Consider the following 23,760-nt stretch of genomic DNA (forward strand, 5'->3'; position numbering starts at 1 on the left):
TTCTTCTGTCCCTCCATTACAAGGATGGACAGTTTGCATTAGATTCAGACGTTGTGCTATTGCTCGTAGTAAACATTTTCATCACAGGGTTGTGAGCGGTAGGCTCATGAATGTTTTTTGTTCTCCGCGGCACGGACCACGCGGGCCAGGTTCGTGAATTTTGTTCGCAGCTATGAACAAAAGGGATGGAGCGGCCGACAATATATAAATAATGGAAATCCATCATTACCGATCCATCATTACCGATAATGAGGAGCTGCATATGAAAGTCATTTTGATTGACGATGAACGGCTTGCGCTGGATTACTTGGAGCATCAACTGCTGCAAGTGGCCGATATTGAGATCATAGGCAAATATATGGACCCGCTGCTGGGGCGTCAGCGGATTTTGCAGGAACCGGCCGATCTGGTTTTTCTGGATATTCATTTGCCCGAGGTGAACGGGATCGAGCTTGCGGAACAGCTTTTGGAGCAGAAGCCGAATTTGAATATCGTGTTCGTGACGGCGTATGACGATTACGCCGTCAAAGCTTTTGAGCTCAATGCGCTCGACTATGTCGTCAAGCCGGCTGGAACGGAGCGGTTGGCCAAAACCTTGCAGCGTCTTCAAGGTTACGTGAGCCTCCGCAGCGAGGACAAGCCAGCCGCCGGTTCATTCATTCGGATGAACGTCCTGCAGCAGGTGCTGATCGAAACGGAGATGGGCAAGCTGTCGCCGCTGCACTGGCGGACGTCGAAGGCGCATGAGCTGTTTTTGTTTTTGCTCCAGCATCGGGGCGGGCTGGTTCGCAAGTCGGTGCTGATCGACCTGCTTTGGCCCGACTACGACACGGACAAAGTATATGCCCTGCTCTATACAAGCATTTATCATATCCGCAAAACGCTGGAGCCGTTCGGCGGGCGCTTCGTGATTTCCAGTAGGGCCGACGGGTACATACTGAATCTTCATGATGTCATGCTGGATGCGGAGGAATGGGAGCTTAAAGTCAAGTCGGCCCCGCCCATCTCGGCGGAAACGATCGGATATTATCATGACGTCATACAGCTGTATACCGGAGATTATTTGCGGGAGTACGGTTACTGGTGGGCGGAAAGCGAGAGGCAGCGCCTGAAGACGTTTTGGCTGCGTACGGCGTTTCAGATGGCGGAATGGTACGTGTCATGCAGCAATCCGGGAGCTGCAGCCGAGATGTACCTCCAGATCACCGAGCGGCAGCCGATATCGGAGGAAGCGCATTTTGCCTTGATGAATATGTTCGCGGATGCGAATAATTATGTGGCAGTAGCCCGTCAGTATCGGCTGCTGTCGAACGTGTTGCTCGAGGAGCTGAACGAGCTGCCGAATCCTTACATTACGGAGTGGTACGACCGTCTGATGTCGGAAAACAAAGGCTGAGCCGTCTCATCGCGGCTCAGCTCTTGCTGCGTGAGAGTCTGGAAGAAGGCGTTATGAACCCATCGAATCGGCAGCGCGGCAGCCTCTCCTTCGTTCCATCCTCCCCCCGCCATTTCCAGTTCACTCGAACGAATAACCCCTTAGCTTGTTGCGCAATTCAATTTGTTTGAAATTGCAAAAGCGAATGATGTCGGAGCGAACAGCTTCCTTCACTGCGGTAAATTCCAACGAAATTTTATATCGCTTATTTTTGATTTTCACATTATTAAGGATTTTTCCGATAAAGGCAACGCTTTTTTGCGACCGGGACGTTTCCAGCTTCAGCTCGCCCGTTACAAGCTCGCCCTCCTCCAGCTTGTGCGGGCACAGGAACGAGAGCCCTCCGCCGCTGAGGTCATGGGTCAAATACGTGCCGTATGGCTCGGCTTCTTCCTGGGCTGCCGCAACCGCGCTCAGGCTCAGCTCCGTTTCTACGGGCACCCGGAAGAATCGCCGCCGGTGCGCTTTTTTGATCGCGTTCTTCGAAGGGCGGACGACGGCCAGCTTGTTTTTATATAAACAAAGGGTGGAATCGAATGTACATAAGCCTTGCTGCTGATCGTGAAAGTACACGGTAATGGGAAAGCCGTCGCTCACCGGCATGAACGTGTTGTTGTTATTCACTGGATGCTGAATGATGAACAGATCATTTACATCCGCCATAATTTGCGTCATATACACTTCCTTGTCATACGTGTGCAGCTCGAATAATTGATTGTTCCAGAACTCGACGTCTTGCGCCTGATCGCTCATCAATAACCCTCCTTTTGAACTATGACTATTATATCAACGAATTCTATACATTTTCTAAACATCGGTAAAAATAGTTGGAAAATAACTGCAAATCGATGCAAATCTTTGCATTGTCAAGAAATGGTTGAGATGAGGTCAGCGCTATAGGCGGGCTTCATCCCTCGTTAACGGCATGAAATTTTTACAGGTGTAAATTATTTACATATGATATAATAGAGCAACTTTCTATACTAGATTATCGTCCTATAATAGGGGGAATGTTTGTGAAAAAGAAAATAGGTTTGCTTGCCGGCCTGGTTCCGCTGCTGATCGGCACCTTTTCGCTGGGTGTATATGCCGCCTCGGATATCCGGCTCATGGTTAACGGAAAACAAGTAAATGCCGATATACAAATTATAGACGCGACGAGCTATGTACCGCTGCGGGCCATATCCGAGCTGCTCGGCGCCAACGTCAAATGGGATGAAGGCAGCCGTACGATTACGATTAACGATAAAAACTTACCGTTTCTTCGTTCCTACGACGTGTCGGTCGATATAACGTCCGGGCCCTTGACGATGACCGTTTCCAAGGTGACGCTGGATTCCGCTTATGCGAAGGACAAGTATACCGCCCCGATCAAGGCGGTGATCCTGGACGTGGCGATTGAGAACATAAGCGATAATTCGATAAGCTGGTATCCGACCCGAGGGAGCCTGTATTTGGACACGAACGAAAAAGCGGAAGCGTCCCGGTCCGCTTATTATTCCGATCCGGTAGACGGCGTGTTCGAAGGCAAGATGAAGAAGAAGGGCAAAATTGTCGTTCAAGTGAACAGCAACCTGGACGAGATTACGAAAATCAACTTTTTAATGGACGGGGCGACAGACGGTCATACGTTCAAATCGGTTCAGACGAATCCGATCTTGCTGCCGATTACAAAATGATGAGACACAGCGTGACAGCTCTGCGTAAATAAATGAGAGAACGAGGGGGGGAGTCTATGAAAAAGTTTGTTTCCGGCGTGATCGTAGGCATCGCCGCATCCGTCACCGTGTCGGCTTACGCGGCGGACGGCATTCAGAGCATCGAGGCGTTTCTGCGGCCTTCCTTGCCGGTGACGCTGGACGGCAATTTGCTCAAGCTGGAGAGCGCACCGCTGATGTATGACGGATCGACCTATTTGGGGCTGCGCGATGTGGCCAAGATTGCCGGCATACAGGTGTATTGGAACGAGAAAGGACAAACCGTCGAGCTCAATACGCCGAGGAAGGGCAGCGACCAATCGGTTGTGGAAACGTGGTACAACCGTTTGAGAGCGATCGAAGTGAACGGCATCACGTATTTTCATTATGACGACTTTGTCAAGGAGAGCAGCTCGGGCGATGCCAAGGCGATTTCCATCGATCCGGACCGAAGAGTGGTCATATTCTATAAAGCTTCCGGCGTCGTCGACAAAACGATCGATATGAACCAGCGCAGCGACGTTTACAGCTATAAGGGAGCGGTCTACATCAACGTCAAATATTTGCCTGCGTCGTCGTAACGAGAGGCGGCAACATCCATCGGGGAGGGTGACATTTCGTGAAAAAAATGATATTGGTCGGCACGCTGCTGCTGGCATCCGCCGGCATCGCAAACGCATCGGGCGTCAATGGAGACTACAACGGCAATCCGATCGTGAAAATATATTATGACGGAACGGAAATTCAACCGGAAGACGTCCCGGCGATTAATTATAACGGCAGAACGATGGTGCCGATCTATTATTTGGCGAAGCTGGGCACCGAGGCCAAGTGGAGCCAGGATACGTACAGCGTCGACGTGAAGCTGGCGGCTGCGCAGCCTGCTCCCGCCGCCGTCGTCCAGCCTGCAGCGCAGCCCGACCCGCAGAAGACGCGTCTGCAAAAGGAGCAAATGCTGCTGAAGGATACCTACGAGTGGTTGAGCGATGTGGACCAGTCGATCATGATGTATATCCTGGTGCTGCAGCAGAACGGCAATTCCAGCATCCCGAACTACTACAACATGGATGCCGGTCATAAGAAGCTGACCGATCAATACCTCGAAGCACAGCAGTTCGCGCAAAAGGCGAGCGCGCAGCTGAAGCGGATCAAGGACCACAAAATAACGGAAATTACAAGCCAGCAGCTGAAGCTGCTTGATCAGCTCCGTTCGGCCGTAGAGCTGGTGCGCAATTTGAGCACGCTCAAGGATACGAATCAGATCAGCGTCTTGCAGACGGCCTTCCAGCAGCAGCTGCTTAATGTCACGCAGGCGGCGCGGGAAAATATGGATAACACGAACAAGCTGATCCACGATCTGGCTGCCAAAAACCTGGAAGACATGATACAGAATGGGGAGTAAGATTCGGGTGAAGATGAAGAAATGGAGAACGATTCTGCTTGCCGGCATGATGGGTACCTGCTTTGCGGCAGGAGCTTATGCGGAAGATGTCCTTCAGCAGGTTCAGGCTTATTTGCGCCCCGATTTCAACGTGCAGGTCGACGGTACGCCCGTGAAGCTGAGCACGCCGCCGCTTGTGTATAACGACAAAAGCTACCTTGCTTTAACCGATATATCCAGTTACCTCGGCGCAAACGTCTATTGGAAGGAACAAAATAAAACGATCTATATCAATTCGCGTAATCAGGCGCAGCGGCCGGACGATCAAGAGCTGGTTTATGAAGAAATCAAGCTCGCGAACCCGTCCGCGTATATGGTGGAATATTTGGGCGGGCAATTTCCGCTGTTGACGTGCTACATTTACAACAATTCGAAAGCGACAAATTATTACCGCCTGACCGATGTGCAGCGCATGGGCATCAATACGGACGGGTTGAAAAAGGTTCGTGACAAATATTCCCAGTGGCTGTTCGTCAGCGAGGAGGAGCTTTCGAAACGCTGGAAAAGCCGCCCGACGGTGTATTACAGCCGGGATAGCGTCAACATTGTGACGACCGAGAAAAACGCCAAAAAACTGGAGTCGATAAAAACCTACATCCAGGACTGGACCAGCTTCGGCGCGAAACCGAGCACCTGCAGCCCGATCATGTGCCCCCGCGATGCCAACAAATTCGAGTCGGATAATGTATATTACAACCGCACCTGGATCATGATGGACGTGGCCGGGGAAGACGAATACAATTATTTGATCAGTGAGAATGGCCATTTGTACATCCTTCACTTGAAGCTGACGAAAGCGCCGATCGACGATGGCACGTATTTGATCAGCAGCTCCAAAGAAGATATTCAGGCGATCCGGTAACGGCGGCCGTAATAAAAGAAGATCGTCCCCATGAACGACAGGGACGATCTTTTTGTTTTCTCTATGCGTCTGGCGGTACCTTAGCGGCGGATATACATTTCGGTCGTGACCGAGTTGCCGTTCGTAAGCTTCGCGGTCAAATCGAACTGCGTTACATTGCCTTCTACGTGAACGGCGCCGTTGGAACCGACAGTAACCGTACCGGTCGGACCGTTCGCCGGATCGCCTACGATGTGCTCCGGCAAGAAGATGATGCCGAGCGCGAAGTTATAGCCCTGCGCTTCTTCTTTGTCATACTTGATGCCGTAGTTGTCATAAGCCTTCAAATTCATAGCTGCATAAGCGTTAAAGTCGCTCGTATATACGCCGTCTGTGACGGTAGCGTATTTTTGGACCTTCGTATCGGCTTCCGCTTTCACGGCGGTCACTTTATCGCTTTTTACCGTAACGGGAAGCGTCGCGGTTTTGGACTCGCCTTGCGCGTTTTTATAGACGATGCTAATCGTCGCCGTTCCGGCTTCATTGCCGAGGACATACCCTTTATGGTCGCTTGACAAGCCTACGCGGGCAACGACCGAGTCGGAGCTCGTAATGGACTGAATAATGCCAGGTACGGCAACCGTATCACCGGAGGCATTGGTCACTTTCAGCTTCACTTCTTTGGCGAACATGCTGAGCGTCGGATCCTCAGCAACGTCCCGGGTGACATAGCCGTTCTCGCCCGTGGCGGCTTCGGTCAGGTCACTGTCGATGACGTTGGCGATGGCGCCCAGACCTTCCATTGTAATGCCGGTATCGCCGGTAGATACGCTCGCATCGTACGAGAACGAATACGTGACGGATGCGCCGCCGAATCCTCCCAGCGACACGGTATAGGTGCCGGTCGACAATTGTGCGTCGTCCTTCAGGGAAAGCGTAGCCGTCTGCTTGTCATCGGACCAGGAAACGGAGACCGGAACGGTTTCCGCATTTTTTTGCAGCGTGAACGAAGCCTTGGCAGTGTCGACCGCGCGGTCCAGGCTCACCTGAACGGTTTGCGGCCCCATGGCGGACGCATCCTTGATCGCTGCCTGCTCCGTCGACGGCGTTGTGGTCGACGGCTCGTCCGGTTTGGCGGTGTTGCCAGCCAGCTGCGACGTTTCGTATGCGCCGATGACCAGATCGGTACGGGTCGCAACGCTTGCGCCGTCTTTACCTGCCGTCTGAATACCGAGCTCCGTTGCTTGCTTGACGGCGTCGGCGTACCATGGGCTGCCGGTGACGTCGACGTTCTTCTTGAGTCCTTTCAGCAGCACGGTGTCGAGCTGGCCGACCGTCACGTTGTCGCCCGGTGCAAACGTCGTGTCGGTGATACCGTCGATCAGGCCGGCTTTTTTGGCTGCCTCAATATAAGGAACCGCCCAGCCGTTCGCAGCGTCGTCCGCTTGGACATCGGAGAAGCTGGAAGACGTTACCGAGCTGTCCACCTGAAGTCCGAGAATCAAGGTGACGACCTTGGCGAACTGCGCCCGGGTCATCGTTTGGTTAATGCCGAACGTATCGGCCGAGACGCCTTCGAACACGCCTTTGGCGAGCAAAGCGTCGATTTTGGCTTTCAAGCCGGCATCCACTTGGACAAGATCGGTAAAATCCGCCGTTGTTTTCGTTGCCGCGGCAGGCGTTTCGGCCATAACGGCGGTGGCGGACATCGAGAAGGCGATGGCGGCAGTAGCAATAACTTTTAAGCTCTTGTGCATGAGTATGAGTTCTCCTTGGAATCGCGAGTATAGTATTTCATAAGTGTAGTGCATAATGGATAGTGCCACAATCAAACGGCGGTAAAATCGCTGCATACCTACAGACAATATGCGGTTATAACTCATTATACATATGGAACCTTAACGTACTATTAAAATATCGCATTTGGCACCTGTTAGAAAGAGGGAAATATTAGTTTAATACATTTTACGGCGCATTTACAATACATGCCTTGCCGGTTAACATCCACCGATTATGCTTAGGTCAAATCGAAACGAGAGAGGTGAACGTCCCAATGATACCGTTCAATCGCAAGAAAACAATTCGGCTTGTGCTGCTGGCGGCATCGTTGTCCGTGATTGCGGCTGCGGCGCAAATCTCGCAGGCCGTTGCCCGCGGCGAAGCGGATAGCGTAGGGGGACCGGAGCGGCTAAATGCTGCGATCATCGGGAAACCTGTAAGCGAGGACCAAGGAACGCCGGAAGCGTATCAACTGCCGGGCTCGTCCTTCCAGCCGCCGGAAGTATCGATTCTGGAAGCCCAGGATGTGCGGGGGCAGACGGTGTCGGTACGCGGCGTCGTCGTGACGGAGCCGGTCGTTTGGCAGGCGCGCGGCGGGAAGCTGTCGCTTCACATCGAGGACGATACGGGCGGGATGCATATTCTCGTGTCTCCGCGGTCCGCGATCCAGAAGGGCGATGCCGTAAGGATTACCGGAACGGTGTCCGAGTACGAAGGATTGATTGAGATAAGACCCGAGCCCGAACAGATCCGGGCCGATTCCGGCGGACAGGCGCCGGAACCGGAGGCGCTTCATGCAGAGGCGCTGCTTGCAGCCCACAAAACCATGCCTTATATGGGCAAACGGGTGAAAGTAAAAGCGCAAATGGGCCAAGTCCCCGAGCAGCCCCGTGCGGGCGCTTATCACATCCCGATTGCGGCAGGGGAAAACGCGGCGTTAACGCTCTACATTCGCGAAGATATGGTGGACCTGTCGCACGTCGAAGAGAAGGGCTGGTATGAAATTACCGGCATCTTAAGCCAGTATAATGGTTATCGGATTATGCCCGCGAGCGGAGGCGACATTCGTCCGCTGTAGTCCGGGCGTTCAGACGTCCGGGCGGTGCGGTTTTCGTCCGGGAACGCGGATGCGGAATGAACAATCCGTTTCGGCGGTTCTTTGGGAATTTTGCGTCGTTACCGTGTGATTGGCTTCTCGTTTGTACCGTTTTTTTCGGAAATCCTGGCCTTACGCTGCGGAGCCTGCGGATTGTCCCTCTGATTTTATTGTAGAGCGCAGGGTCCTTATGATGCTTGAATAAATTATAATGCGGGCGCGTATTTGCCTCAATGAGCCAGACATTCCCCTCCCGATCGATGCCCATATCCAGACCGAGCTCCGATATGAGCGGAAATCGCCGTTCCAGCACCTGCGCAATTTGATGGCCGAGCCTGTGCAAGGTTTGTTCCAATTCGTCAATCTGTTCGCCCTGCCAATCCGTGCTTTCCTGAATCGCGTTATGGACGATAATCGATTTGCCGCCGCGGCAATGATTCGTCACCACCTGACCTTTGACTCCGAGCTTGCCCATGGAGCCCATGAATACCCACTTCGTTCTGGGCTTGAGCAGAAGTACGCGGAAATCGATTTTACGGTCCTGGATGTCGAGCAAATCGATTCCTTGCTGGATCACATAGCTTTTCTTCCCGATGATCTGGGCGAGATAGGCGTACAAGCAGTCGATCGCGATCGTTTTCTTGTCGGTAAGCGTCTGTACCTGAACCCAGTCCTCGTCGCGCGTCAGCTTAATGATGCCCCTCCCGCCGCCTCCGTAACAAGGCTTCACATATACGACCCGATATTTATCTAAAAAAACCAGGAGCTGTCCGTGCGAAAGTTTTGCCGTTTCGGGCAGATGCGGACGCAATTCCGTATGCTCCCACAGCGCTTCATGCTTTCGCCATTTGCTCCACGGGTACATCTTGCCGAATAAACTCATCTTCTTGCACCTCCCAATCTTTTTCATGCCTATGTTCCTAATTTACTATATGCGGACATTCGTGTATGCGCGCCTGCACAAGGGCCTAATGGGCTGACGAGCTTTGGGCTGACGGCCAGGACAACATGTTGATATGGGGAAAATTGGAATATAATTTGATAGGCAACCGTCATAACGGACGTAATTGCTGGCTTCCAACCATGGAACAATATGGTATGATGAAAGCGATGTTCTCTTGGGGAAGGAGCGATACGATGAACGATTGCCGCAATGCATCGAAGCTGGATGTACAGGCTTACCTGAAGCGCATCGGCTACGACGGCCCGCTCGACGGCAGCGCTGAGACGCTGGCCCGGCTGCAGGAATGCCACCTCCACACGGTGCCGTATGAAAATCTCGATATGGTCCGCCGCATTCCGCTGTCGCTGGAGATCGAAGACTTGTTCGGCAAAATCGTCGAACGGGGCCGCGGCGGCTATTGCTTTGAGCTGAACGCGCTGTTCGGCTGGCTGCTGCGGGAGCTCGGTTATCCGGTCACGGATTTCATGGCCCGCTTTTGGCGCGACGAGCCGAATCCTCCGCCGAAGCGACGCCATCGCGTATTGCAGGTTGAAGCCGAAGGAGCTTCCTATGTATGCGATGTCGGGGTAGGCGGCATTGTGCCCCGCCGGCCGCTTCGAATGGTCGAGGGGCTCGAACACCGGCAGGGAGACGAGACCTACCGGCTGGAGCGCGACCCGTATTACGGCTGGCTGCTGTGCGAGCATAAGCGCGACCAGTGGAGCCGGATTTATTCGTTTACGGAGGAGCCGCAGCTGCCCAAGGATTTCGTCATGGCCACGTACTGGTGCGAGAACGCGCCGGACTCGATCTTCACAGCCAGTCCGATGCTGGCCATCCGGACGGCAGAAGGCCGCAACACCGTCGCCGGAGAGGAATTTCGCATCTTTACCGCTGACGGCGTGAAGTCGTTTGTTCCGGAGAACGATGAACAATATCGCGAAGCGCTGCGAACGTATTTCGGCATTACGCTCGGTCCGACGGAGCGTTAGGTCGGGTTGGAAGCGTCCCGGGTCCAAAGGACTCACGGGGCGTTTTTTGTTTTTTGCGCATACGGCAGGCCATTGATCGGGGATGGGGGCGGCTCTTCGGCGGGAGTTCGTTTAGGCTGTACGTCCGGCGGTACGGAGCCTCCCGTTCCGTACGAAGCCGCGAATGGTTAGGTACGCTAAATTTATTTTTTAAGCATAGAGGAAAATCGAAAATCGCGATGAATATAATACCGCGTAAACCATATTTTGGGCGGCCGATCATTTGAGGTCTGCAGCGAAGAGGCGAGAGGAGGGAGAAGACGATGCTCGAATTGACGAAGCTGTCGAAGACGTACGATGACCATCGCGCCGTAACCGATGTTTCCCTGCGGATCGACCCTGGAGAATTCGTTACGATTCTGGGGCCGAGCGGCTGCGGCAAGACGACGGTGCTTCGCATGCTGGCCGGGCTGGTGCAGCCGAGTTCGGGCCGGATCGTTCTGGACGGCCGGGATATTACGATGCTGCCGCCGTACAAGCGCGATCTGAACATGGTGTTCCAGCAGTACGCCTTGTTCCCGCACATGACGGTGGAGGACAACATCTTGTTCGGGCTTCGGATGAAGAAGGTGGCAGCGGAGGAGCAGCGCAAGCGGCTGGCGCAGGTAGTGGAGCTGACCCGTCTGACCGGGTTGGAGCGGCGCAAGCCGCAGCAGCTGTCCGGCGGACAGCAGCAGCGCGTGGCCGTTGCGCGGGCGATCGTGAATCGGCCGAAGGTGCTGCTGCTGGACGAGCCGCTTGCGGCGCTCGATCTGCAGCTGCGCAAAAGCTTGCAGCATGAGCTGAAGCAGCTGCAAAAGCGGCTGGGCATTACGTTTATTTACGTTACGCATGACCAGGAGGAGGCGATGACGCTATCCGACCGCATCGTCGTCATGAACGGGGGCGTCTGCGAGCAGATCGGCGTGCCGCGCGAAGTATACGCAAGCCCGGCGAGTGTGTTCGTCGCTTCGTTCATCGGCGAGAACAATACGCTGCAAGAGCAGGGGCGGACCTACGCGATCCGGCCCGACAAAGTGAAGCTGGTCGCGCTCCGGGACAAACTGCCGGAGGGGAACCGGACGGGAATGATCGAAGATATGGCCGATACCGGCAGTCTGCTCAAGTTATACGTGCGGCCGGATGGCGGCGGACCAAGCTTGCTGGTGTATAAGTACGGCGACGAAGCGCAGGGCTGGCGGACGGGGCAGAAGGTGGCCTATGGCTGGGCTTCGCGGGACGAGGTGGTGCTCGTCCGGTGAACAGAGGAACATGGTTGACCGTACCCGCCGTCGCGTGGCTGGGGCTTTTTTTTGCCGTTCCTGTGCTCGGGATCGGCGCGTTGTCGTTCATGAGCCGGGATAGCTACGGCCGCATCGTTTACTCCTTTACCGCGGAGAATTACTTGCGCGCGCTCGATCCGATTTATGTGCACATCGTCGGAGAGACGCTGCTGCTCGCCCTCGTGACGACGGCGCTGTGCGCGCTGCTCGGCTATCCGTTCGCGTATGCGATGACGCGGTTTGAGCGCAAATGGCAGGGCGTGCTGCTGCTGCTTATTCTCGTTCCGTTCTGGATCAACATGCTGGTGCGTTCGTTCGCCTGGGTCATCTTATTGCGTTCGCAAGGCGTCGTCAACACGGTGCTGGAGCGGTGGGGGTGGATCGGCGAGCCGCTGCAGCTGCTGTACAACAAACAAGCCGTATTTCTCGGCATGGTGTACACGCTGCTCCCGTTCGTTATACTACCCGTCTATGTGACGCTGGAGAAGATCGACAAGTCGTGGCTTGAAGCGGCCTCCGATCTCGGAGCGGCGCCGCGCCGCGCGTTCTGGGCGGTCGTATGGCCGATGTCGCTGCCCGGGGTGTTCACCGGCTGCATGCTGGTGTTCGTCAGCTCGATCGGCATGTTCGTCATCCCCGACATTATGGGAGGGGCGAAGTCCCAGCTGCTCGGCAACGTCATTCAGAACCAGTTCCTGTCGGCGAGAGACTGGCCCTTCGGTTCAGCTCTATCGGTGTATTTGATCATCTTGTCGCTGGCGGCCATCGGCGTCATGCAGTCGTGGGTCAGCCGATTGACCGGGACCGGCGGAGCGAAGCGGGGTGGGATGAGATGACCGGAACCCGCCGTCGGTGGTCCGTCTATGTTTGGGCTATCCTTGCTTTTTTGTACATACCGATTGCGGTCGTCATGCTGTACTCGTTCAATGACTCGCGGGTGAACGCGGTATGGCAGGGCTGGACGTGGAAATGGTATGCATCGCTCGTGACGAACGACCGGGTCATCGAAGCGCTGCTGAACAGCCTGCTGGTTGGCGTCGTCTCGACCGTGATCGCCACCGCGCTTGGAACCGGCGCGGCGCTCGGGCTCGAGCGGTACCGGATGAAGGGCGAGCAAGCGGCGCGGGCGCTGCTGATGCTACCGGTGGTCGTACCGGACATCGTGATGGGCATCTCGCTGCTCGGCATGTTCAGCCAGCTGCTCATTCCGCTCGGGGCCGGGACGATGATCATCGCTCACGTCACGTTCAGTTTGTCGTTCGTATATGCCGTCGTCTCCGCACGGCTGCAAGGAACGAGCGGCGTATACGAGGAAGCGGCCGGCGATCTCGGGGCCGGGCCGTGGCAGACGTTCCGCTACGTGACGCTGCCGGTCATCAGACCCGGAGTCGCTGCGGGCGCGCTGCTCGCTTTTACGTTATCGCTCGATGACTTCATGATCAGCTTCTTCGTGTCCGGTCCGGGCTCGACGACGCTGCCGCTCTACATTTACGGCTTGGTGAAAAGGGGCATCTCGCCCGAAATCAATGCGCTGTGCACGCTGATGATTGCGTTTACGATAGGCTCCGTCGCCTTGGCGGAACGCATCCGGCGAAGATCATAACAGGCTGAGTCCACGAAAGGGGTTTTCAAGTCGATGAAACGTTACGCAAGCTTGCTCGTATGCCTGCTGCTCGCGCTCGCCGTATTTTCCGGCTGTTCCTTAAAGGAGGAGCTGCGCATTTACAGCTGGGCCGACAATTTCGACGAGGACGTGCTGAAGGAGTTTGAGAAGAAATTCAATGTCAAGGTGCGCTACGATACGTTTTCGAACAACGAAGAGCTGCTGGCGAAGCTGCAAGCCGGAGGCTCGAAGTACGATCTGATCCAGCCTTCCGATTACATGGTAGCGACCATGATCAAGCTCGGGCTGCTCGAGGAGCTGAACAAAGACAATATCCCGAATGCGAAGAACATCGCCGCCAATATGCAAAATCTGCCTTTCGACCCCGGCAACAAATATTCGCTCGTCTACACGTCAGGCGTAACCGGGATCGCATACAACAAAAAGTTCGTCAAAGATCCGATCCAAAGCTGGGCCGATCTGTGGAAGCCGCAGTATAAAGGCAAAGTCATCCTGCTCGACGACCAGAAGGAAGTCATCGGCATGGGGCTCAAAAAGAACGGATTTTCCAACAGCACGAAGGATGAGAAGCAGCTGCAGACGGCCGTCGCCGATTTGAAAAATTTGCTGCCGAACGTGCTCGCCTTCGATACCGACAACATCAAGCAAAAGTTTATCGCCGAGGAAGCATGGATCGGCACGGTATGGTCCGGAGACGCGGCCAAAATCGTCAGTGAAGGCAAAAACATCGATCTCGGCTTCGTTGTCCCGAAGGAAGGCGCGCTGATCTTCGCGGATAATTATGCGATTCCGAAAGGAGCCAAAAACAAGGCGCTCGCCGAAAAGTTCATCAACTACATGTTCGAGCCGGAAGTGAGCGCCAAAAACTACGAGTCGATCGGCTACAGCGATCCGAACGAGAAAGCGCAGACGCTGCACAGCAAAGAGTTCCGCAGCATCCCGATGCTGAACCTGACCGCCGATCAGCTGAAGCAAACGGAATGGATCAAGGATACCGGCGACCAGGCCAAAGCATACGACCGCCTGTGGACCGAGCTGAAAGCGGGCAAAAAGTAGGACGCGGACACGCTGCGGGCGCACTTCATAATAGAAAAACATCTCTTCGTTTGGTAAAGTGAGAGTATTCCGCTGCCAGGCAGGAGATGTTTTTTCTTATCGAGATGGAGGATTGCAATGATACGCTTTGGGGTTATCGGAACGAACTGGATTACGGAGAAATTCATTGAAGCGGCGCGCAAGACGGAAGGCTTTCTGCTGACGGCCGTCTATTCACGCACGGAGGCGAAGGCGCGCGCCTTCGCCGATGCATGGACGATTCCGCATTGCTTCACCGATGTGGAACGGATGGCGGAAAGTCCGGAGGTGGACGCGGTGTACATCGCGAGCCCGAACGCATTCCATGCGAGGCAGGCGATTGCCTGCATGAATCGCGGCAAGCACGTGCTCTGCGAGAAGCCGCTTGCTTCCAACGCGGACGAAGTGCGAGCGATGATCGAAGCGGCCCGGCGCAACGGGGTCGTGCTGATGGAGGCGTTAAAATCGACGACGGTTCCGCAGTTTCAGGCGGTCCGCGAGCATTTGCCGAAGATCGGGCGCGTGCGGCGGTATGCCGCAAGCTATTGCAAATATTCGTCCCGCTACGACGCCTACAAGCAGGGCACGGTGCTGAACGCGTTCAATCCGGAGCTGTCCAACGGCTCCTTGATGGACCTGGGCGTTTACTGCATCTATCCGCTGGCGGCGCTGTTCGGGAAGCCGGAGCAGATCATGGCCGGCGGCATCCTGCTGGACTCCGGGGTGGACGGCCAAGGAAGTTTGATTCTGAAGTACCGGGATATGGAAGCGGTCATTATGCATTCGAAAATTTCAAATTCGGATTTGCCTGCCGAAATCCAGGGCGAGGATGGGACGATGGTTATCGATCAAATCAATGATCCGGGTCATGTGCATATTCGTTACAGAGACGGCAGCGTCGAGAACATCGCGGCGCCGGACGAGATCAGCGCCATGACGTACGAGGTGCGGGAATTTATCGGGTTGCTGCAGCAAAACCGTGCCGAATCGGCTATGAACTCTCATGCCGTTTCATTGATTGCAATGCAGATCATGGACGAGGCGAGAAAGCAGATGGGCCTCCGGTTCCCCGCGGATTCCGCTATGCATTGAGGCCCAGGAAACGCAAATTTTTATATTTACTGCCGAATTATGTAAGTGTATAATGAATGGTGCATAGGAATCACAACGACTAGGCCGATATAACTAAAAAATACGTTTCATTTATGAAATGTCTAATGATAAAGGCAAACCCATCGAAAGGTGGGGACGCAAAGCTACGGGTCTAAAGCGGGGGCGCTACGACAGCCGGGTTGCCGAATTAGGAAGGGATCGCGATGATCAAATCCAGTCTTTATTCGGACTGGATTTTTTTTGTTTTTTGCGGGAACCGCAATAGCAAGAGGCGGGCCGATGACCAGGGATCATCAGCGATGAACATCCAATAACGCGACAGGAGGATGCCGACTCATGATAAAGGGCCACCAAGAAGTATTGGAAATGATGGCAAAAGGACGGCCTTTATCCGATATTTTACATAAGCTGATTCGAATTGTAGAAACGATTTTTGCAGACAAGTTTTGCTCCATCCATCTGGTGGATAAAACCGGGGAGAGGCTTCGGCTTGCCGCCGCGCCGAGCTTGCCCGAAGTGTACAGCCGCTCCATGGAGATGGTGCCGATCGGCCCGGGGATGGGATCGTGCGGGTCGGCGGCATGGTCCAAGCAGACGGTCATCATTTCCGATGTGTGGTCCGACCCGTCCTGCACGTCGTGGAGTGCAACAGCGCGCGTCTCGGGTATCCGGTCGTGCTGGTCGCTGCCGGTCTTGTCGGCGTCGGATCAAGTACTGGGCACCTTCGCCGTTTTTTCCAGGCATGTGTACGTTCCCGATCAAGAACAAGTGAAAGTCGTCGAAATGCTGTCGTTTCTGCTCGGGGAAATTATCGAGAAATACCAGGCCGGCTTGCGCATGGAACGTCTGGCCTACATGGACCCGTTAACGAGTCTGCCCAACCGGCGCTATTTCATAGAACGGCTGGATCAGGCGCTGTCAGCCGCCGAGTCGGAGCGAACCAACGTATGCGTCCTTTTCTTGGGACTGGACTGGTTTAAGCCGATCAACGATACGTTCGGCCACGAAATGGGCGACCGTGTGCTCCAGGTCGTTTCCCGCAAAATCCGCGAAGCGCTGCCGCAGAACAAGGTGCTCGCCCGCATGGACGGGGATGAATTTGCCGTGCTGTCCCGGATCGACCGGATCGAAGAGGCTGAGCTGCTTTGCAAGCAGCTGCTGCGCATTATGGAAGAACCGCTTTATTATGCCGGGCATTTGTTTCATATCAGCGCAAGCATCGGAATCAGCCTGTTTCCGGATCACGGGCGCCGGGCGGAGGATTTGATCCAGCACGCGGACATTGCGATGTGCCAGGTGAAATCTAACGGCAAGAAGGACTTTGGTCTCTACGAGCCGAAGATGAGTGAAAAAATATATAAAAATTTCATGATGGTCAGCGATTTCAACCGGGCGCTCCGGGAGAACGAATTCGTCCTGCACTACCAGCCCCGCTATCATACCGGAACGAACAAAATTCAGTGCGTCGAAGCGCTGATCCGCTGGGACCACCCCGAAAGCGGGCCCATATCCCCGCTCGACTTTATTCCGCTGGCCGAGGAGACCGGCTTTATTATTCCGCTCGGCAAATGGGTTATGAAGGAAGCGTGCCGGCAAAATAAGGCGTGGCAGGATCAAGGACTGCCGCCGGTGCGTGTCGCCGTCAACTGCTCGTCCAAGCAGCTGCAGCAGGATGATTTCATCACGATGATCAGAGAGGTGATCGGGCAAACCGGTCTGAGCCCGGAATGGCTGGAGATTGAGATTACGGAAAGCGGCTTGATGCGGTCGGAGCATACGAACATCGTGAAATTGCGCGAGCTGCGCAGCATGGGCATCCACATTTCGATTGATGATTTCGGAACGGGCTATTCTTCGTTAAACTACCTGATGCAGTTCGATGTACATGCGCTCAAAATCGACCGGAGGTTCGTTCAGCAAATACCGAATGCGGTCATCGCCAATACGATCATTTCCTTGTGCCGAAGCCTGGGGCTTAACGTCATTGCCGAGGGCGTAGAGACGATTGAGCAATATGAATATCTCCGGCGTTACGGCTGCGATGAAGTGCAGGGCTTTCTGTTCGGCAAGCCGCTCCCGGCCAAGATGTTCGAGATGCTGCTTCTCGAGAGCGGGGCATTGAAGAGAAGCGTATTGATTCCGTCCCCGCAAGACTAAATAAGCCGGGTACGGCAGCAGCGCCAGCTTCTGCCTGAATAAAGCGAAAACCCTTGAAGGGTCAAGGGTTTTCTCCAACCATCTCGCAGCTATGTAGGCCAGCAATTATGCCTCAATGCCGCATTTTTTGACAAGCGTAGGCCAGTAAAGCATGAACATCGTCTTCCATTTGTCCTCAGGCAAAGCGTTGAGCCAATTGGCAATCTGATCCAGACCCATGTCACATAGCTTGTGCATAACGATTTCTTTCTCGCAAAGCTCCTCTGAAACAACCACCGGAATCCCTCCAAATCAACTTGTTCAACCAAAACATTATATGCAGCCGACGCCAGAAATGTGACAACGGAAGACAGCGTTTTTTTGTACGGCGGATGAAAAGGGGCGGCAAGCCGCATCCTAATTCCGGGGTGAGCGATATGAAGAAGCGTTTGAGAACGGACGGCGATTTTGAAACGGCATTATGGGCGCAATCGCCTGTATTCGTCAGACATGAAACGATGGAGGCATTCGGCTTCATCGGCGAGCTGCAAGGGTTCAATCCGATCTATGCGACCATCGGAGGCCGGTGGTTTCTTCGCGCCGAGTGCGAGTTTACAGTCATACACTAGCGGCCCGGGATGAAAAGTTCGCCATCACGTGTCTAACCTGCCGCCAAACGGTCAACAATGGGAAGGTAGTCACTTTGATCCGGGAGCGTGGAACAAGATGCAGCCTTTTCATTATCGAATGGCGGAGCTGTGGACGCATCATCAAGCAAGAGAGCTGACGACGGAGGAGCACCGGGAGCTGTTGATATGTCTTCAGGCGAACGCGCTGTTTGCCCGTAAGCTTGGGGAGCTGTATAACTGTGCTTATGCCGCATCGGTCGCGTGCGATGAACAATGGGGGCAGGAGCTGAAGAACAGGATTGATGCGATGGAGCGGGAGTTTGCGATTCAGTTGACGGATTTAAAAAATTTAACGCCTTAGACTCCATTTATTGTAAAACCGGTTACTACTAAATTTTTCTATAGTGAAATTTTATTATTTTTTTATGCTTTATTGCGGTTTCAACCATTGAAAATCGGGTCGACAACAAGGTATAGTAGAGATAGAAAACGATTTCAGTATGACGATCTCTGGCAAAAGGGACGGAGGCTGCAGGCCCGGTCGGACAAGGAGGCGTTTTTTTTATAAGATCGTGGATACAATTCGTATCGGTTAAATGACAAGGGGGTATTGTCATGCAAGGAAAAGAAAAACCGTGCATCGTTGACGGATGCGGACGAATGAGCAGGTCGCGCGGGTTGTGCAATACGCATTACCAGCGCTGGCTAAGGCACAAAGATCCTTCCGTTTCGCTCATCAACCGGAGCGGCAAGAAAGCGGAATGCGTTATGACCGGCTGCCATTCTCCAGCGCAAGCCAAAGGTCTGTGCAAGACCCACTATGCAAACTATCGAAGAAAAACGATTCGTGCCGCCACGCACGCTTGAACCTAGTTTGGAAGCGAAATGAAACCCGAAATTCGCAATTCCCCGAAATGAACTTAGATCCGTAATTATCAAACCCATTGTTTCAATCAAAAAGATCGTTCAAAAAAGATAGTTATATACAAAACAAAGGATATTCACGCCATGGAGCCGATCCCCAGGGCGATGTACAATCAAGCCGTCCGTATTCTCTCAACAGCCTGATATGATTCGCGGCAGGGGATGTTTAAATTCCACCAGCCTTTGTTTACGCATGCAAGCGTGTAATCTTGCGTTCTTCGCGCGCGATTTTTGCATGCTGCGGACCCGGTCGCCGTATGTGCGAGCGGGTTTTGTCCGTTTGGATAACCATTCGAATGAAGCGCTCACGAGCTTTCGTTCGAGACAGATTCGTGGAGGAGGAAGCCAGCAATGAAAAGCACAGGCAATTCGCCGCATCATTCCGAGCCGGAGGGCCGCGGCGTCGATCGCAGAGCCGCGACGGTTGCGCTCGTGCACCCGACGCTCGTGCAGCAAATAGGCCAGCCGGCGTACGTCCTGCCGGGGGACGCGGCGCCGCAGCTCCGCGTTCAGGCCGCCGAGGGCGTGACCTTGACTTTGACGCTGGAGCAAGCGGGAGCGGATGCAGGGGAGCAGTCGACGCCGCAGCTGTCGCAAGTAACGCTTGCGGCAGGCGAGGAGCTGACGATGGACTGGGCGCAGGGCCGCAGTCTGGAGTGCGGCGTATATGCGCTGCATGTCCGGGGAGAGAGCAGCACGGCGCCGCCGTATTTCGATCGTTTCTCGTTTGCGGTATACGACCCGTCGCTTGTGGCGGCGGAGCAGAGCCGTATCGCTTTTCTGGATACGGATGGGCGGATGACGTACATTCCCGATTATAAAGGAAACCGTATTCTTGACTTTTCAAACTGCGGCTACAGGGGAGGCGGCGCCTCGCTGCCCGAAGTGCCGGCGGTGCTGACGCTTGAACCGGAGGAAGGGGATCAGACGGCGCGCATCCAGGAGGCGATTGACCGGTTGTCCTGTCTCCCCTTGTCGGCGGACGGGTTCCGCGGTGCGCTGCTGCTGAAACAAGGAACGTATGCGCTGGAAGGAACGCTTGCGATCCGGGCAAGCGGTATTGTGCTGCGCGGGGAAGGCCAGGGTGAGGACGGTACGGTTCTCCATGCGCGGGGCGAAGGCAGAAGAGATATGCTGCGCGTATGCGGCGGCGCGCTGCGGCTGCTCGAGGATACGGCCTCGGCGATTGTCGACGACTATGTGCCTTCCGGCGCCTGTTCTTTCCATGTCGCCGATGCCGGGCGGTTCGTTCCCGGCGACATGGTGATGGTCGTTCGCCGGGGCAACGAGCAATGGATTCACGCCATCGGCATGGATGCGATCGTACCGAGACCCAACGTCGGCGGGACGAAGCAGTGGGGGCCGTTCGATCTCTCGTTTGACCGGGTCGTCACTTGCGTCGAGGGAGACCGCATTACGGTGGATGCGCCGATCGCATGCGCTATCGAAGCGAAGTGGGGCGGCGGCTCGATCGTGAAATACGACGATGCGGACCGTATTGCTCATGTCGGGATTGAGCGGCTGCGTGTCAGCTCCGATTACGATCCGAACGTTACGAATACTCAGGTGGACGGAAAGCAGGATGCGGTTGAGCCGTATGCTGCGGACGAAAATCACGCCGTCAATTTTGCCGTGCTGGACCATGTGCGGCATGCATGGGTGCGGGACGTGACCGGATGCCACCTGGAGCATGCGCTTGTCGTCATCGACCGCCATGCCAAATGGGTGACGGTGCAGGACTGCACAGTCACGGATATGGTCAGTATCATTACGGGCGGGCGACGTTATTCGTTCCATGTAACCGGCCAGCTCTCGCTTGTGCAGCGCTGCCGAACGGAATCGGCCAGACATGCCTTCGTATTCGATGCCCGCGTGTGCGGTCCGAATGCTTTTGTCGACTGCGAATCGAGCGTCGATTACAATGCGAGCGAGCCGCATCACCGGTGGTCGGTCGGCGGGCTGTACGATCATGTGCGTTCCCCGATCTATATCCGAGACCGCGGCTGGATGGGCAGCGGACACGGCTGGGCCGGAGCCAATTATGTAACGTGGAATACGGAAGGGAAGCTGACCGTGCAGCAGCCGCCGACTGCTCAAAATTATGCCGTCGGGCACGCGGGTACCGAGGAGCCGCCGTTTTTGCCGAACCGACACGATCCGCGGCCGCGTCAGAACGGCTATTGGGATCGCAAAGGGCAGCCTGTGCAGCCGAGAAGTCTGTATTTGCAGCAGCTGGCGGAACGGCTCGGGCCGCAGGCGATTCATCGTATAGACAAAACCTAGTGAGAAACGGCCGCCCGGTGCCCTGCCCCGCATGTCGGGGTTTGAAGCCCATGCGGACGCCCGCGTTATAACACTAAAGGAGGCTCGGGCAACGCCCGGCCTCCTTATTTCATGAATACATATTACCAGCCTAAGCCACGGGAAACGATTACCAGCAAAATGAACAGAACCAATATTGCTGCTGTGCTGGTCCATACGCCACCCATACCACAACTTCCGTATCCTACTCCCATCGTTAGCAACTCCTTTCCAGTGGAACTACTGCATTATATGGTCATACGGTTTGTTTGGACTGGACGTTTATCCCGCTTGACAGCCCAGAGTCCACAATGCGGCCCACAACCGGCGATTCCGACTTCCAAACCGCGGCCCTTCAGAAGCGGACAAGCGGTATTGTTTGGCCGCGGGTCTAGTATCGCTAACCGGCGAGGCAGCTGGTATAGTAAGGATAAGGGGGGATGACGGTGCCCGATTGGTCGTATCAAACGTTGTTTCGACCCGTACTGTTTCGTCTGCCGTCCGAAGCCGCCCGGGATTTCACGCTGCATTCGATGGGGCTGATCAGCCGATTGCCCGGTGGTCCCTTCCTCATTCGGACGCTCGGACATATGGAAGCATGGCCTGTGCTGGCAAGCGAGCTGGCCGGAGTCGCGATCCCGTACCCGGTCGGACTCGGCGGTACGCTCGATCCGAACGGGACAGCGCATAAAGCGATGTCGGCGTTCGGCTTCGGCTTTATCGAGATCGGTCCGGTCACGCCGGAACCGATCGCGGCGAAGAGGCGCATTCAGCGCGAGCCTGAGGCGGAAGCGATCGTCTATCCCGAGCCGTATGCGAACGCAGGGCTTGCAGAAACGGTGCGACGGCTGGGGAGAAAGCAAGGCCACCGGCTGCCGCTGTTCGTTAGAACCCGGCACATGCCGGGAAGCAGCCGGGAAGCAGCTTGCGCGCAGCAGCTCGGCAGTATGCAAGCGCTGGCTCCGTATGCGGGCGGATTTTATATCGACGCGTATGATGAGGCCTGGTCCGCAGAACAGAACGCGGAGCTGGCGGACCGGCTGCGCCGGGAGGTGCGGGAGCGGCTCGGCCCGGATAAGCCGCTGCTGCTCTATGTGCCGCTGGACCTGACGGAGCAGCAAATGGAAGCGTTCGTTGGGCAGGTCCGTCCGGCCGAGTGGGACGGTATCGTCTTGGGCGAAGCGATCCGGTCCGAAGAGGGCGCGGTCGTCGGGAAACCGGCGTTCGCGGCGAGCCTGGCGCGGGTCGGCCGTCTTCGCCGGCTCTGCGGCCGCGGGCTCACGATCATCGCGAGCGGCGGCGTTCACGATCCGCAGGATGCGATCGACCTGCTGGAAGCGGGAGCGACTTATGTGCAGCTGCACAGCGGGCTCGTGTATGCCGGCCCCGGTCTGCCGAAGCGGATCAACGAAGCCGTCATCAGCCGGCGGATTCAGCAGGGAAGCTTGCCGGAGGCGGCGCTTCCGCCGTTCTGGTCGGGTTGGGGCTGGATGTGCCTGCTCGGGATCGGCATGGTTATCGGCGGCATGCTGGCCTGGCTGATCGCGGCGACTGATGTGGTGCTGCCTTATGATTTAGCCTTCCTGGGGCTGAGCCGCGGCGAGCTCGCGGAGGCGAACGCCCGGTTGCTCGGGTTTATGTCGCATGACCGGATAACGCTCGCGGGCACGATGATCTCGATCGGCATCTTGTACTTCCAGCTGGCCTGGCACGGACTGCGCCGGCGGCAGCATTGGGCCAAGACGGCGCTGATGACCTCCGGCCTTGTCGGCTTCAGCAGTTTTTTCCTGTATTTGGGCTACGGCTACTTTGACCCGCTGCATGCCGCGGCCGCCGCCGTGCTGCTCCCGATGTTCGTCCTGTCGATGCGTACCGCTGCGGACGCTCCGCCGCGCGACGGGCCGAGCCGGATCAACGACCGCATCTGGCTTCGGGCGCAATGGGGACAGCTGATGCTCGTCTCGCTCGGTATCGCCCTGGCCATCGGCGGCGTCGTCATTGCGGGCGTCGGCGTGACCGGCGTCTTCGTGCCGCAGGATTTGCAGTACTTGTGCACATCGCCCGCGATGCTGGACGCGATCAACGAGCGGCTGGTTCCCTTGATCGCGCATGATCGCGCCGGCTTCGGCGGGGCGCTGTTCTCGGATGCGCTGGCGCTGCTCATCATGGCGCTATGGGGTATCAACGAGGGGCGACGATGGTTGTGGTGGACGTTTCTGCTTGGGGGCCTGCCGGGCTTTGCCGCCGGCTTCAGCGTTCATTACCAGATCGGTTATACGGACTTCATCCACTTGCTGCCGGCGTATTTCGCCTTTGCGCTGTACATGGCCGGCTTGGCGCTGCTGTACCCGTACATGATGCGGCGCGGGACAGGTGCCCGATAATCAAACAAAAAAAAACAGACTCCGGCATTTATGGATATTGCCGAAGTCTG

Annotated in this window: 23 protein-coding genes and 1 riboswitch; of the genes, 18 read left to right on the top strand and 5 right to left on the bottom strand. The window is 55.6% G+C overall.

What is annotated here, in order from left to right:
* The first annotated feature begins 262 nt into the window (after nt 1-262).
* On the top strand, nt 263-1,396 hold the full coding sequence (locus tag KXG62_RS18915; protein WP_218093569.1) for a response regulator: 1,134 nt from the start codon (nt 263-265) through the stop codon (nt 1,394-1,396).
* Nucleotides 1,397-1,516: 120 nt separating this feature from the next.
* On the opposite strand, the gene KXG62_RS18920 is transcribed toward KXG62_RS18915, so the two are convergent.
* Entirely contained in the window at nt 1,517-2,188 is a 672-nt protein-coding gene (locus KXG62_RS18920) for a flagellar brake protein (protein WP_218093570.1), read from the bottom strand.
* A gap of 263 nt (nt 2,189-2,451) precedes the next feature.
* On the opposite strand from KXG62_RS18920, the gene KXG62_RS18925 reads away from it, so the two are divergent.
* The 4 genes from KXG62_RS18925 to KXG62_RS18940 are packed head-to-tail and all read left to right on the top strand — an operon-like array spanning nt 2,452 to nt 5,435.
* Entirely contained in the window at nt 2,452-3,114 is a 663-nt protein-coding gene (locus KXG62_RS18925) for a stalk domain-containing protein (protein ID WP_218093571.1), read from the top strand.
* Nucleotides 3,115-3,170: 56 nt separating this feature from the next.
* On the top strand, nt 3,171-3,713 hold the full coding sequence (locus KXG62_RS18930; protein ID WP_218093572.1) for a stalk domain-containing protein: 543 nt from the start codon (nt 3,171-3,173) through the stop codon (nt 3,711-3,713).
* A gap of 47 nt (nt 3,714-3,760) precedes the next feature.
* Nucleotides 3,761-4,534 (top strand): stalk domain-containing protein, encoded by a 774-nt coding sequence (locus KXG62_RS18935; RefSeq protein ID WP_246627533.1) that lies wholly within the window; start codon nt 3,761-3,763, stop codon nt 4,532-4,534.
* Between the two features lie 13 nt (nt 4,535-4,547).
* The gene (locus KXG62_RS18940) at nt 4,548-5,435 is read left to right on the top strand and encodes a stalk domain-containing protein (RefSeq protein WP_246627534.1); all 888 of its coding nucleotides are present in this window, start codon (nt 4,548-4,550) and stop codon (nt 5,433-5,435) included.
* An 80-nt stretch (nt 5,436-5,515) separates the two neighbouring features.
* On the opposite strand, the gene KXG62_RS18945 is transcribed toward KXG62_RS18940, so the two are convergent.
* Nucleotides 5,516-7,171, bottom strand: a complete 1,656-nt coding sequence (locus KXG62_RS18945) for an S-layer homology domain-containing protein (RefSeq protein ID WP_218093575.1) — start codon at nt 7,169-7,171, stop codon at nt 5,516-5,518.
* 296 nt (nt 7,172-7,467) lie between these two features.
* Here KXG62_RS18945 and KXG62_RS18950 point away from each other — a divergent pair, with 296 nt between their 5' ends.
* Nucleotides 7,468-8,271 carry a hypothetical protein gene (locus tag KXG62_RS18950; RefSeq protein WP_218093576.1) on the top strand — a complete coding sequence of 268 codons (804 nt, stop codon included), beginning with the start codon at nt 7,468-7,470 and terminating at the stop codon, nt 8,269-8,271.
* On the opposite strand, the gene KXG62_RS18955 is transcribed toward KXG62_RS18950, so the two are convergent.
* On the bottom strand, nt 8,234-9,172 hold the full coding sequence (locus tag KXG62_RS18955; protein WP_218093577.1) for a YheC/YheD family protein: 939 nt from the start codon (nt 9,170-9,172) through the stop codon (nt 8,234-8,236). The genes KXG62_RS18950 and KXG62_RS18955 overlap by 38 nt on opposite strands.
* A 254-nt stretch (nt 9,173-9,426) precedes the next feature.
* On the opposite strand from KXG62_RS18955, the gene KXG62_RS18960 reads away from it, so the two are divergent.
* From KXG62_RS18960 to KXG62_RS18990, 7 genes are all read left to right on the top strand, one after another.
* Nucleotides 9,427-10,224, top strand: coding sequence for an arylamine N-acetyltransferase family protein (locus tag KXG62_RS18960; protein WP_218093659.1), 798 nt, complete (start codon nt 9,427-9,429; stop codon nt 10,222-10,224).
* 302 nt (nt 10,225-10,526) lie between these two features.
* Nucleotides 10,527-11,504: an ABC transporter ATP-binding protein gene (locus tag KXG62_RS18965; RefSeq protein ID WP_218093578.1), complete on the top strand. Its 978-nt coding sequence runs from the start codon at nt 10,527-10,529 to the stop codon at nt 11,502-11,504.
* Entirely contained in the window at nt 11,501-12,361 is an 861-nt protein-coding gene (locus KXG62_RS18970; protein WP_246627523.1) for an ABC transporter permease, read from the top strand. Before KXG62_RS18965 ends, KXG62_RS18970 begins: the two co-directional genes overlap by 4 nt.
* Nucleotides 12,358-13,128: an ABC transporter permease gene (locus KXG62_RS18975; protein ID WP_218093579.1), complete on the top strand. Its 771-nt coding sequence runs from the start codon at nt 12,358-12,360 to the stop codon at nt 13,126-13,128. Before KXG62_RS18970 ends, KXG62_RS18975 begins: the two co-directional genes overlap by 4 nt.
* A gap of 33 nt (nt 13,129-13,161) precedes the next feature.
* Nucleotides 13,162-14,205: a polyamine ABC transporter substrate-binding protein gene (locus tag KXG62_RS18980; protein ID WP_218093580.1), complete on the top strand. Its 1,044-nt coding sequence runs from the start codon at nt 13,162-13,164 to the stop codon at nt 14,203-14,205.
* A 117-nt stretch (nt 14,206-14,322) separates the two neighbouring features.
* Complete coding sequence (locus tag KXG62_RS18985) at nt 14,323-15,315, top strand: Gfo/Idh/MocA family protein (RefSeq protein ID WP_218093581.1); 993 nt, start codon at nt 14,323-14,325, stop codon at nt 15,313-15,315.
* Nucleotides 15,316-15,438: 123 nt separating this feature from the next.
* Nucleotides 15,439-15,523: riboswitch (cyclic di-GMP riboswitch) on the top strand.
* A gap of 149 nt (nt 15,524-15,672) precedes the next feature.
* Nucleotides 15,673-17,493, top strand: a complete 1,821-nt coding sequence (locus tag KXG62_RS18990; protein WP_218093582.1) for an EAL domain-containing protein — start codon at nt 15,673-15,675, stop codon at nt 17,491-17,493.
* A gap of 105 nt (nt 17,494-17,598) precedes the next feature.
* Here the strand turns inward: KXG62_RS18990 and KXG62_RS18995 are convergent, their stop codons facing one another.
* Nucleotides 17,599-17,769, bottom strand: coding sequence for a hypothetical protein (locus KXG62_RS18995; RefSeq protein WP_218093583.1), 171 nt, complete (start codon nt 17,767-17,769; stop codon nt 17,599-17,601).
* A gap of 140 nt (nt 17,770-17,909) precedes the next feature.
* On the opposite strand from KXG62_RS18995, the gene KXG62_RS19000 reads away from it, so the two are divergent.
* From KXG62_RS19000 to KXG62_RS19015, 4 genes are all read left to right on the top strand, one after another.
* The gene (locus KXG62_RS19000) at nt 17,910-18,101 is read left to right on the top strand and encodes a hypothetical protein (RefSeq protein ID WP_218093584.1); all 192 of its coding nucleotides are present in this window, start codon (nt 17,910-17,912) and stop codon (nt 18,099-18,101) included.
* 97 nt (nt 18,102-18,198) lie between these two features.
* Nucleotides 18,199-18,462, top strand: a complete 264-nt coding sequence (locus tag KXG62_RS19005; RefSeq protein ID WP_218093585.1) for a DUF7667 family protein — start codon at nt 18,199-18,201, stop codon at nt 18,460-18,462.
* A gap of 254 nt (nt 18,463-18,716) precedes the next feature.
* Nucleotides 18,717-18,968: a hypothetical protein gene (locus tag KXG62_RS19010; protein WP_218093586.1), complete on the top strand. Its 252-nt coding sequence runs from the start codon at nt 18,717-18,719 to the stop codon at nt 18,966-18,968.
* Nucleotides 18,969-19,376: 408 nt separating this feature from the next.
* On the top strand, nt 19,377-21,308 hold the full coding sequence (locus KXG62_RS19015; RefSeq protein ID WP_218093587.1) for a hypothetical protein: 1,932 nt from the start codon (nt 19,377-19,379) through the stop codon (nt 21,306-21,308).
* 122 nt (nt 21,309-21,430) lie between these two features.
* On the opposite strand, the gene KXG62_RS34125 is transcribed toward KXG62_RS19015, so the two are convergent.
* Nucleotides 21,431-21,541: a YjcZ family sporulation protein gene (locus KXG62_RS34125; RefSeq protein ID WP_246627524.1), complete on the bottom strand. Its 111-nt coding sequence runs from the start codon at nt 21,539-21,541 to the stop codon at nt 21,431-21,433.
* 231 nt (nt 21,542-21,772) lie between these two features.
* Between KXG62_RS34125 and KXG62_RS19020 the strand changes: the two genes are divergently transcribed.
* Nucleotides 21,773-23,710: a dihydroorotate dehydrogenase gene (locus tag KXG62_RS19020; RefSeq protein WP_218093588.1), complete on the top strand. Its 1,938-nt coding sequence runs from the start codon at nt 21,773-21,775 to the stop codon at nt 23,708-23,710.
* The last annotated feature ends 50 nt before the right edge of the window (nt 23,711-23,760 follow it).

This window comes from Paenibacillus solanacearum (assembly GCF_910593845.1).
In the GTDB taxonomy this organism is placed as follows: Bacteria; Bacillota; Bacilli; order Paenibacillales; family NBRC-103111; genus Paenibacillus_G; species Paenibacillus_G solanacearum.